10 protein-coding genes are annotated in these 11,918 nt (G+C 36.1%); 6 read left to right on the forward strand and 4 right to left on the reverse strand.

Features of this window, described 5'->3' with window-relative positions:
* On the forward strand, positions 1-1,105 hold a 1,105-nt coding region (locus ACIQ2S_RS07015), incomplete at its 5' end, for a cytochrome-c peroxidase (RefSeq protein ID WP_396174352.1).
* 31 nt (positions 1,106-1,136) lie between these two features.
* Positions 1,137-1,658, forward strand: a complete 522-nt coding sequence (locus ACIQ2S_RS07020) for a hypothetical protein (RefSeq protein WP_396174354.1) — start codon at positions 1,137-1,139, stop codon at positions 1,656-1,658.
* 25 nt (positions 1,659-1,683) lie between these two features.
* On the opposite strand, the gene ACIQ2S_RS07025 is transcribed toward ACIQ2S_RS07020, so the two are convergent.
* The 4 genes from ACIQ2S_RS07025 to ACIQ2S_RS07040 all read right to left on the reverse strand — a co-directional run bounded on the left by ACIQ2S_RS07025 (position 1,684) and on the right by ACIQ2S_RS07040 (position 7,247).
* On the reverse strand, positions 1,684-2,484 hold the full coding sequence (locus tag ACIQ2S_RS07025) for a hypothetical protein (protein WP_396174356.1): 801 nt from the start codon (positions 2,482-2,484) through the stop codon (positions 1,684-1,686).
* 391 nt (positions 2,485-2,875) lie between these two features.
* On the reverse strand, positions 2,876-3,412 hold the full coding sequence (locus tag ACIQ2S_RS07030) for a YfiT family bacillithiol transferase (protein WP_396174359.1): 537 nt from the start codon (positions 3,410-3,412) through the stop codon (positions 2,876-2,878).
* A gap of 186 nt (positions 3,413-3,598) precedes the next feature.
* A complete protein-coding gene (locus ACIQ2S_RS07035) occupies positions 3,599-5,710 on the reverse strand; it encodes a tetratricopeptide repeat protein (protein ID WP_396174361.1) in 2,112 nt (703 codons plus the stop codon).
* Positions 5,711-5,735: 25 nt separating this feature from the next.
* On the reverse strand, positions 5,736-7,247 hold the full coding sequence (locus ACIQ2S_RS07040) for a hypothetical protein (RefSeq protein ID WP_396174364.1): 1,512 nt from the start codon (positions 7,245-7,247) through the stop codon (positions 5,736-5,738).
* A 557-nt stretch (positions 7,248-7,804) separates the two neighbouring features.
* Between ACIQ2S_RS07040 and ACIQ2S_RS07045 the strand changes: the two genes are divergently transcribed.
* The 4 genes from ACIQ2S_RS07045 (at position 7,805) to ACIQ2S_RS07060 (ending at position 11,899) form a co-directional block, all read left to right on the forward strand.
* Positions 7,805-10,180 carry a carboxypeptidase-like regulatory domain-containing protein gene (locus tag ACIQ2S_RS07045; RefSeq protein WP_396174366.1) on the forward strand — a complete coding sequence of 792 codons (2,376 nt, stop codon included), beginning with the start codon at positions 7,805-7,807 and terminating at the stop codon, positions 10,178-10,180.
* A gap of 91 nt (positions 10,181-10,271) precedes the next feature.
* Positions 10,272-10,688: a cyclic nucleotide-binding domain-containing protein gene (locus ACIQ2S_RS07050; RefSeq protein ID WP_396174368.1), complete on the forward strand. Its 417-nt coding sequence runs from the start codon at positions 10,272-10,274 to the stop codon at positions 10,686-10,688.
* A gap of 75 nt (positions 10,689-10,763) precedes the next feature.
* On the forward strand, positions 10,764-11,333 hold the full coding sequence (locus ACIQ2S_RS07055; RefSeq protein ID WP_396174370.1) for a Crp/Fnr family transcriptional regulator: 570 nt from the start codon (positions 10,764-10,766) through the stop codon (positions 11,331-11,333).
* A gap of 2 nt (positions 11,334-11,335) precedes the next feature.
* Positions 11,336-11,899 carry a Crp/Fnr family transcriptional regulator gene (locus ACIQ2S_RS07060; RefSeq protein ID WP_396174372.1) on the forward strand — a complete coding sequence of 188 codons (564 nt, stop codon included), beginning with the start codon at positions 11,336-11,338 and terminating at the stop codon, positions 11,897-11,899.
* Positions 11,900-11,918 lie beyond the last annotated feature (19 nt).

Below are 11,918 nucleotides of genomic sequence, written 5' to 3' on the forward strand. Positions count from 1 at the left end.
TACGTTTAATCGGCTGGTGTTTATCAAAAATCACTTGATGCCACTAAGTGTTGCTTTTGAAAGTGAATTTAAAACGGTGATTGAAAAAACACCAAATTTTGAAACCAACAAAGTTTTTTATGGCCATCTAGCCGATTTAATGCAAGGAAAAAAACTCAATCCCGATGCATTTTCCCCGTATGCAGAATCAAAATCAACGCCTGAGAAGACGGAACTTGGCAAAATGTTGTTTAATGATGTTACGTTGTCACGAAGCAATACAATGAGTTGTGCCACTTGTCATAACGCCGAGTTGGCTTTTTCCGATGGTAAAACAAAATCAATAGAAAATATTCACAGCACGAGCAATAAGCGTAATTCGCCCACTTTATTATATTCTTCGTTCCAAAAGTCTTTTTTCTACGATATGCGTTCGCAAGATTTGGAAAATCAAATTGAGAACGTAATGAAAAATCCGGAGGAGTTTAATCTTTCACCAAAGGAAATTAAAGATAGAATTGTAGCCAATAAACAATTAGTTCAATTGTTTACAAAAGCATATCCGGATAAAAAAGAAATAACGCCTTATGAAATTAGAAATGCCATTGCATCTTACGTGCGAAGTTTAATGCCTTTTAATGCCAAAATAGATCACTATTTTTCCGGAAAAGGAACACTAACAGCAAGCGAAGAAAACGGATTTAATTTATTTGCCGGTAAAGCCAAATGTGCTACTTGTCATTTTATCCCGCTTTACAACGGTACCGTTCCTCCTTGGTATAACAATTCGGAATCGGAAGTGATTGGTGTGCCAAAAAATGCAGAATGGAAAAATGCAACAATCGACCCTGATGAGGGTAGGTATGGAATGAACCAACTAGAGCAACTACGATTCTCATTTAAAACACCAACGGCAAGAAATAGCGAAAAAACAGCACCTTATATGCACAATGGCGTTTATAATACATTGGAAGAAGTGATTAAGTTTTATGAATTAGGTGGCGGAAATGGGATCGGTATGAATTTAGAATACCAAACCTTACCGTTCGATAATTTAAAGTTAACCGAAAGTGAAAAGAAGGATATCATTCTCTTTTTAAAGACGCTAACAGATGAGAAAAAATAGCGTAGTTTTTTTTCTTCTTGGGTGCCAACTTATGCTGTTTCATGCATGCAATAACGACGATGCAGCGGATTGCAATTTTATGCCGGTAGTTGCAACGAGTAGTACCGCATCCAATCCGTGTTTGGCAACGGGATCCATCGAGATTAGATCGCCAATTGATGCAGATTACTTATACAAGGTTGATGCAGGAAGTTTTCAAACAAGCACCCTGTTTGAAAACATTTCTGTTGGTAAACACACGGTTTATGTAAAAGACAGCAACGGGTGCGAAGGTTCAAAAGAGGTCAGTATTGATACTATTGCAAGTGGCACTAAATTTAGAGAAGTGGCAACGATTTTAAAAATAAGATGCTCCTTGTGTCATTCGGGTTTAAATCCACAAGCAGGATTAGATTTTACAAGAAATTGCGACATTCTTGCAAACTGGAACCGAATACAAGCCAGAGCAATCGAAGGAAATCCTGCACCCATGCCACCCGCGGGATTAATTCCTTTAGCAGAAAGAAATAAAATTTTAGAATGGATCAATAGTGGTCATACGTTTGAGGAGTAAGTGAATTTGTAGTAATTCATAGTCATTATCTATTTGTACTACGCTCATGTACCGAATTAGTCTTGGCCTTGATTAACGGTTTTCCTTGAAGTGCCTGTATAAGTGTGAGCAGAGCCAATAAACCATAAATAATCGAAAGCCCGACGGTCAACTTGGTGTTTTTCAATACATAATAGGAAAGGATTGGCAACACTTGCAAAGCGTGCATTCCTATAAAATGTGCGACTCTCAAATCGCCAACCGTTTTGCTCCATCCAACTATAAACAAATTAGAGTTGTCATTCAATGCCCCCACGCTATGATTTAGAGTAGAACCCATCGCAAAACCTTCCAAAGAAAATAGAACAAAAATAACGATGCTTAAGCGAATGGCCCACACATAATAATCAGGCAAATTCGGAAAAGAATTGGTAAAAAATAAATAACCAACATAAGCGGTATAAAGTGTTACTAAAGTAGCAGCAAGTGCCATCATTGAAAATAATGCCGAGTAAAGTGGCGTACTTACATTATAATGTGATAATTGCCCCTTACTTGCTTGCAATGCGATGTAAACTATTTCAAAGCCCAACAAAATAATTACTGACCAATTGTAAATTTGGATATTAAAATGAGGCAAATAATAACAATACCAAGCCATTGCCCAGGCAAACAAAAAAGTTGAAAAGGCAAATTTAAAAGGTTTGTACCAGGCATTTACGTGGAAAACTTGCGTGGTCGTATATTTTGTCAGAAGTAAAAATACAATCGACGATACAAGGCATAACAAACCATAATAGAATAAGGTTGCATTTCGGTGTTTGAGCTGTAGGATAAAATCAATCATTGTTTGATACTTGCTAAGTTCTTTTCAATTTTCAACACTATTTTCTCAGTTGTAACGCATAGCAAATTACTGAAAAAACCAGATAAAATATGCAACTATTGAATTGTATTTCCGTTAAATAAATGCTTAACTACCTCTTCAGCAACAATCTCCATCAGCTGTCATCCTGAACCCCTCTCTGTCCTGCTGAACCCCTCTCAGTCCTGCTGAACCCTTCCTCTCTCTCTTTTAGACAAAATAAAGATATTTAAATATTTTACAAGTCTAAAGGAACTTGTTTCAGCATCTCCTCATTTCCTCTGTCCTGCTGAACTTCACTCTGTCATGCTGACTTGTTTCAGCATCTCCCTAATCAACATCTACTTTCATTGCTACCCCTTCACACCTCAGTCTAAATCCAATCAAATCTCTTTTTAGCTTCAGTAATATGAGCAAGATGATGCCTACAATGCCAAGCATAGACACCAATAGTTTCATCAACTCTAAAAGTTTTTCCATGTTCCGGATGAATAAAAATTCTCCCATACTGTTCGTCGGTTAAATTTCTTAACAGCACACCCCATCGTTCGTGTATGCCTTTCAGCATTTGTAACGATGATGCAATAGCCATACTTTTCGAGTCGACAAGTTCAGCCCATTGTTCTTCATAATAGGGTTTGATGGTGGGTTGGTCTTCCGTCAAGGCAAGTTTGATACGTGTGAAACTGTTCATATGGCTGTCGGCACAATGATGAACGACTTGCCTAATCGTCCATCCCTCAGGCCGATAGGCTGTGTCTAGTTGTTTGTCTGTCAAAGTCTTAACGGCATGAGCGAGTTGCTCAGGAAACGAGGAAATCTCAGCAATCCATTCATTGATAATGGCTTCAGTTAGCACTGTTGGCTGGTTGTACTTTCCGATAGGATATTGAAGTTGCTCTAGTGTCATAGGGTTGGAATAGATTATTGTTGTTGTTGATAGCCTGATTCATAGGTATTCGCAGATGTAAAACTTTGCGTGGTATAGGTAGGACATAAGTGCCTGCCATTTTCTAGTAGTATGACAAATCCAATGGTTCAGTTCTTTTTAATCGTAGCTATGCAAAAACCATATTTTTAACTCATCTTACAATAATCAATGGGTATTAAATTTAAAAAAACTACAACCATCAGGATAGAAGGCATAAAACATTTCATTTGATATAATAATTCTATATTCCGGATTTGGTTTAAATAAATACACGTTTGGATTTTTTTTAGACTGTTCATAAAGAGCGGTCTCAGCGGTATAAGTAAATTGGTTATCTGTTGCTTTTTTTGCATATCTAAAATGAAGCTCATTTTTAACTTTGAGTATTTCACCATAAACATCCAACGTGCCAAGATTTTCATAAAAACCTGCTTTCATTTCAATGAATGCTTTATCCTTATTATTCTCCTTCGATAATAATTTACTGTCAGCCTTGTATTTTATTTTGTACCAGTCCTCCAACTTTTTTACTGCGGAAGTCATGCCCCAATCTGCTGCTAATTTGTAATTTAAAATAGCTAGGTCGCTTTTATATTGATTGCCGTAAACTTTTGCTTTTAGTTCATAACTCGGACCAAAAGTTGGGTCCAAAGCAATTAGTTGATCAATGTATGATAACGCCTTATCGTGGTAATTGGCTTCTTGATGAATAGCGGCCATCCAATACAGGTATATTTTATTAGTAGGATCTGACTCTAAACAGATTTCCATCAGTCTTTTTGCTTCTCTACTGTAGCCCTTATTTTTATACATCAGGGCCTTTTCAATATTGGAACTTAGCTCGGCTGCTGTAAGGTTTTTCGGAACTGTATTAAGCGACTGTTGACTTTTAAAATCATCAATCTTGGTTGCATAGCGATCCTGATATTCGTAGAAATTATAAAAATAGGAATAAGTGATATCGTAATCTATCGTGTATTTATCCAAATAAATTGCATTACCATAGATATCGTATTTATTTATGTAGCTCTCAAAATGACCCCAATTATTTTTACTGGAACTAATATCTTCCATGTCGTTGAGTTCATTATTATTGAAATAACGTTCGGTTTTTTTAGGACTGCTCAAGTAATCGATATGGGTGATATTTTCGGTTTCTTTGTTGCCGTTCTGAATATATTCGTAAAAGTATTCGCTTGTTTTTATTCGGTCTTTGTAATTCCGGGAGACCATGATTTTTTTGGTTTTTTCATCGTAAATCGTAACAAAATTTCCATAACTCGTTATGGTTGAGTCTGCAACCAAAGTACCACTAGTATTTTTCCATTTAAAACTAATTTCATTAGAAGGAAGAATTTCATTGCCGGATTTACTATTGATGGTCTTTTCTATTCTTGTTACCAAATAATTATTTGAAGTTTTTGCCGCTGGTGGTATTTTATACTCGATAAAAGTTGTATAATCCTTTGTTTTAATCAGTTCATCAATATAGGCTTGTGTAATCATAGTTTCTTCAAACTTGGGAAAATCGCTGAAGTATGTTGTGTATTTACCACCAACAGGGCCAAACTCTTTGGATAGATATCGGATTAATTCGCCACTTAAGTTGTATTCGGAGTATTGCATTTCTACAATATGATCTAATTTTTTATCAGAAAATTGAACTTTCCAAGCTTTCTTTAACTTCTTTTCTTTGCGGAGATTCTTTAGTAGTTCAAACTTTTGTGCACCCGTTGAATTGCGAACCGAAGAGGCTATATCATCAGGATTGGCTGTAAGTGTAATTTGACTTTTGGCACTATTGAATTGTTGGGTGAGAGCTTGTTGTTTAGTACTGTTATTGGTAGTTTGTAGGTCAACAATCTGTCTGGCTGCAGCCATTCTTTTTTTCTGAACGGTTTCAGTATGATATTTTTGTGCGGTTTCAACACCCGAGTTTATTTTGTTTTCTAAATTCAAGACCGATTGTATCGCTTCATTTCGTTTGAATCCAATGAGTTTTTTAAATGTATTCAAACTTATGGAGGCATTCACATAATCATTGTTAGCCACATGAGCATAAACCAATAAAGAGGTTGTTTTTGGATTAGCACCTAAGCTTTGCTCTATTGTTTTTAACTGTTGAATAGCTGCTGCATAATTGCCACTTTCGTAGTGCATTTTGGCTGTATTAAATTGTTCCTGCCAATTTTGAGCAAAAGCTGTTTGAGGAAACATCCACAGTAGTAAGATGCTTAACGGTACAATGCGTTTTTTAATCAATGTTGTCTTTACCATTTTTAGTTACCTGTAGTATGTATATTTAATAATTGTAAACAGCTAATACACGATATTCTGTCTTCTTTTGAATAACTTGCATTTGATCATTTAGATAGTAGCTAATAAATTTTCCTACGCCATATTTACTATATCCGCGTCCATTTGCACAGCCTGATTCACTGTCAACATGATTTAACAACTTAGTCTTTGCTTCATCAAAACTACTATTAATATGAATTTGACCTAAATTATATCCACCGCCGCCAGCTGTATAACAAATATCACGAATATAGGTCCATTCATCCGTAAAATATACTGCTTCATAGAGCCCTTGCTCGTTTTTGATATAATTTACCATAATGAATTTAGTTTTTCCGTCAATAGAAATTATAGTTCCCTTATAGTCTATGATATGATAAGGGTATGTACTAATATCATGTTTATATCCCTGTCTAAAATTATCATAAGTACTGCCCCACATTACCAAATATTTTGATTCGGTATTTGGACTGTAATAACCTTTTTCTCTCCAAAACAAATTTAAATTATACTGATTTGTTTTAAAGGTGGTTAAATTATTATTCTTAAGAATGTATTCAGAACCAACGGTTTCTAAGCTGATGTTTACTTTTTCATCCGCAAACGCATCTCCCCAAAAATCAGTTCCACCATACGCTGAAAGGTATTTATTTTGTTCTTCAGCATTTGCAATTAATTGTTTGGGTGATGGATCGGCTTCTCCTTTTTCGTATTTATCATACAGATCTGCAATAGCTCGCATTTCGTCTATGGGCCAATTTATTTTGGTTATGTTTACACTTTCAATGTAAAATTTTTTTGATTTTGCAAAAAGTTGCATGAGTGCTTTGACTTTTTCCTCCGGAAAGTCATTCGGTAAGCCTAAAAATGCTTCGCCTTTTCCTTGTCTGATTCCCGGAACTGAAAGTGGTATTTTACCACTGGGCTCAGTAAGAATTCCGGCCGAAGAAACGATTGTTTTAAATTTGTTTTGAGTGTTGTAATAAGAGATAAACGAATAGCCTGTTTGGTCAAGTATTTCGCCGTCTGTTACAGCAAAGCTCCACACAATTTCAAATGCTACTTCTGTGGGTTTTAATGATTCATACCGCAACAGCAAATCCGGGTATTTATTCAAATTTGATTGTATTACTCTTTTTACAATAGTTCCCCCGCCCGAAGGTGCCGGAATCTGGAGCTCATAGTAATCTCTGGCTGCCCATGAAAAAATATACTGCTCTGCCGGTTCGCCAAAAAGCACCCACCAATCAATCGCTAATGCGGCCTCACTCATTATGCCTTTCATTACGCTGTTATTTTCGTAGTAAGGTTCAAGATAACCGGGTATGTTGAAGGAGGAATACTTGTTTTCGATGGCATAATTTAACGAGAGCTGTGTTGGACTAATAGTCGTTAAATTAACGCCAACCAGATGATGACCCTCAACGGGGGTGGTGTAACCTTGTGCATTTAAATTGAGGCAAGGGAGCAGTGCCAGTAGTATAAGCGTACTATTCAGTTTGAACATTCGTGCCATTTGATTTTTTATATTTTCAATGATTCTCACTTGGAAATTTCTTTTTTGATCTAAATATTCAAAAATAGAAAAAAGAATAGAATTTTCAAATTCCAAAAATCTATTTAATACAGTGTCCCCTGCCGATCTACAATAAACTCAATTTGAAAGAAATAGTGTGTAGTGTCCTAAAAAAGTTTACAGTTTGTATTTGAAGATTAGTGCAATCCTATTTTGAAGCACTGTTTTTTTCCACCCGCCGTGGTGGGTTGGGGAAAGAAAAAAACAAAGAAGAAAAAACAAACGAGAAAAAAACAAACGACTTTGCCTGATTTTGTTTCCCCAAACCCTGCTTTTAACAACAGATATTGAGTTTGGGTTTTGCAATAGGAATTTTACTTGACTCAAACAGTTTTTTTATAACTACTGTATGTTTGTTTCACCAAACAGCTATTCTTTTAAAAATTAGTTGTGCATCAACTCATAATTTTTTGTTAACCAACAATTTATTGACTTTAGTCAATTTTTTTGCTAAATCCCACGAGTAGATTTGTCCCATATAAATCAAAAATCAAATTATGAAAAAAGGGATTTTATTTTTTTTACATTTAATGGTATGCGTAGGTTTTAGTCAAACTGGTATAATCAGAGGTAAGGTAATCGACCAACAAACAGAAGTTATACTAACAGGTGCAACAGTTGAGCTAATTGGTTCTGAAAGTTTGGGAGTGGTAACAGATGCAGAGGGAAATTTTGCATTGAAAGATATTCCCATTGGTAGACAATCCATTCGTGTGAGCTACATTGGTTATGAAACTTTAACCGTTTCTGAATTGGATGTTACCACAGGAAAAGAAGTAATCGTTCAAGTGGGTTTGCTGGAATTACTGGATGTTTTACAAGAGGTAGTGTTAACTTCCGAACGAAGTAAGGCTACTGCTATCAATGTGATGTCGGCTGTTTCTACACGTCAGTTTACCACTGAAGAAGTCAATCGATTTGCAGGGGGTAGAAGTGATGTCTCTCGTTTGGTTTCCAATTTTGCCGGTGTGTCCACAGCTGATGATAGCAGAAATGACATAGTAGTACGCGGAAATTCACCTACCGGCTTACTTTGGCGTTTAGAAGGAATACCGATTCCGAGTCCTAACCACTTTGCAACACTAGGAACCACCGGTAGCCCGGTTTCTGCACTCAATCCAAATTTATTAGCGAACTCAGATTTTATGACTTCTGCATTTGCAGCTGAGTATGGAAATGCGATTGGAGGGGTTTTTGATTTAGGATTTCGAAAAGGAAATATTGAAGACTACGAATTTACCGTTGGTGTAGGAGCTTTCCCGGGATTAGAATTGATGGCTGAAGGACCGATGGGAAAAAATGGAGGTTCTTTTATTGTCTCAGGCAGATATGGCGTAGCAGGTACCTTAGGTTTGGCAGGCACTAGTGCTCAGCCCAACTACAGCGACTTGTCGTTTAACGTAAATTTTGGTCGAAGTAAGGTAGGTACTTTCAGTCTATTTGGTATCTATGGGACATCAGATATCGACTTTCTGGGAGAAGATTTTGATCCGGAGGACTTATTTGCCAGTGAGGATCAAGACAGCTATGTAACGTCCGGTTTTTCAACGGTGGGATTAAAACATGTATTGGATATTGGGTCTCAATCGTATTTAAAAACGATTGTGGGTTATTCTTCCAGCAGTAATACGTATGAAGAGGACCGCTATTTGAACTTAAACCAACCCGATGAATCAAAAATTCGTTATACCTCAGTGGACAATAGCGAAAGCAGAATTTCATTCTCAACACTTTTTAATACAAAAATTAATAAAAGAATTATTTTTAGAACAGGAGCATTGGTAGAGCAGTTTTCGTTGGACAATACATTAAAAGACCGTGACCGACAACCCGATACTGATTTGGATGGTTTACCGGATTTTAATACGCTTATTTCTAATGAAGGAGATTATTCCATCGTACAGCCTTTTGCACAGGGGCAGTTCCGAGTGACCGATAAACTTACCTTGAATGCCGGTATTCACGGACAGTATTTTTCGCTGAACGAGGAGTTCATAGCAGAACCTAGAGCTTCGGTAACGTATGCATTCAATCCTAAAAACACCTTGACTGTAGGATATGGTTTGCACAGTCAAAATGTGGCGGCACCATTATTGTTCCTAAATGAATCCATCGATGGTACCTTGCAACAAACCAATAAAAACTTGGATTTTGTGCGTAACCAACACTTTGTAGTGGGTTACGACATTCGGTTGGCGGACAAATGGCGTGCAAAAGTAGAGGTGTATTATCAAACCATCGATCAGGCTGCTGTAGAGCAAACACCTACAAGTTATTCATCATTGACTGAGGGAGCCGATTTTGTTTTTTCAACAGACAAAGTATCCTTGGTTAGCGAGGGTGTTGGTTTTAATCAAGGTTTTGAGTTTACGCTGGAGAAATTTTTTAGCAAAGGTTATTATGCATTATTTACCACCTCACTTTTTGAGAGTACCTATGAAGGTAGCGACGGTATTGAGCGTAATTCTCCTTTTAACAACGGATATGTTGTGAATGCTGTTGCAGGAAAGGAATTTAAAATAGGAAGTGCAAAAAAGAATGTTTTCTCAATTAATACCAAATTCACTACAGCTGGCGGTCGTTACTACACTCCTGTTGACCTAGAGGCTTCGATTGCTAACGGATTTGAGGTGAGAGATGATTCTGTAGCTTTCAGTGAGCAATACGATCCATACCTGCGATTGGACCTTCGATTTGCTTTTAAATTCAATAGTGCAAAAAAGAAAAGTTCGCACCAATTTTATATCGACTTTCAAAACATTACCAATAATGAAAATGTTTTTTCACAAAATTACAACCGCGTCACACAACGAGTAGATCAAGTGAATCAAATTGGTTTTCAACCGGATTTTGGGTATCGATTTCAATTTTAAAGGTAGTTAGTTTCATGTTTGATTGTTGTTAGAGTTTGCTACAATTCCACCTTATTGTCTGCAAACTCTAACTTTTTAAAGCAAAAAAGATATGTTGTACAATTTACAAAAGTTCACACAAGACTTCATCCAGTTTTCCCCATCGGAATTGTTTAAGATTACGTATGTTTTTAATCTTAAGTATTTTAGTAAAGGTCAGATTGTTTTTCCTGCCGGTCAAGTAGTCCGGCAACTGTATTTTTTAAATAAAGGTGTCCTAAAGATTTATAAATATGAAGGATCGGAGCCTGAAGAGGTTAAGTTTTATTTGAATCCAACCTTTTTAACCGATTTACAATCAATCCAATCCAATCAGGTTAGTTTGTATACTTTGATCACCATGAGTGAAGTTGAATTATATCATGCCGATTTTAATACTATTCATTCATTAATGCAGCAATCAGCAAAGCATCATACATTTTTTAGTAGCCTCTTTACAGACCGGTATCTATTTAATGTAAGTATTTAGCAACTCATTTATAAAAAAATGTATTTTTATGAGTGTAAATGGTTTACTAAAATTATTAAATATTAATGGGAACTTATGTATCAAAATTTAAAAACATTTACTTCGCGATTCATCAATCTTACTGAGGAAGAGGCAGAGGAGCTATTATCCATTTTTAAACCAAGTCCTGTGAAGCGATTGGATCATTTATTTTTGGAAGGAGAAATGATTGACAAAATCTATTTTATTAATGAGGGAGTGTTACGCGGTTATTACATGAGGGAAGGTAAAGAGTATACCACCCATTTTTTATTTGGTCCCACCATTTTTACTGATATAACTTCGATTAGAAAAAAAGTACCGACATTAATTAATTTTCAAGCTTTGAAAGCTACGGATTGCTTAGTAGCACAATTTTCAGATTTGGAGGATTTAACCAATAAATCACCCAACATCGAACATATATTTTTTAAGTTTATGGAGCATTTGTACTTGTTTGGAGTGATGCGACAATTGTCGTTTATATATGACACACCACAGGAACGGTACATCAAATTGTTTAGTGAGCGACCCAAAGTGATTGCAGAAATACCCCAGCATTATATTGCTTCTTATTTGGGAATCAAACCAGAGTCGTTAAGTAGAATCCGAAAACGTATTTTATAGTTATGGAGCATTTAAAAGCATTCACGGCTCGTTTTATTGACTTATCCATTAGTGAATTAGAAGCTCTTGAATCCATTTTCACGCCTGTACCGATAAAGAAAATGGATCATTTAATGATTTCAGGAGATTATGTAAAGGACATCTATTTTATAGATAGTGGCTTATTTCGTGGCTATTACATGAAAGAGGGCGAGGAGTACACCACCGGATTCTATTACAGTCCGCTTATGTTTGCCGAACTGTTTTCCATTCGAAAAAGCACTGCCACTGAATTTAACTTACAAGCATTGCAAGTAAGTAACTGTTACAAAGCTAGTTTTTATGAATTGGAAAAATTAATGGTGCATTTTCCCAACATCAAACGTCTTTTCTTCAGACTTTATGAAATGTTATATATGTATGGCGTGAAGCGTCAGGTTTCCTTTATTTATGATTCCCCAAAAGAGCGGTATGACAAACTCTGTAAAGAATTTCCAAAAATAATCGATGATATTCCATTGCAATACATTGCGTCGTATTTGGGTATTAAACCGGAGACTTTGAGTAGGATTCGGAGGAAGGGGTAAAAATTTTAAAAGGGTGGTT

Source organism: Flavobacterium sp. (assembly GCF_044371705.1).
Classification (GTDB): domain Bacteria; phylum Bacteroidota; class Bacteroidia; order Flavobacteriales; family Flavobacteriaceae; genus Flavobacterium.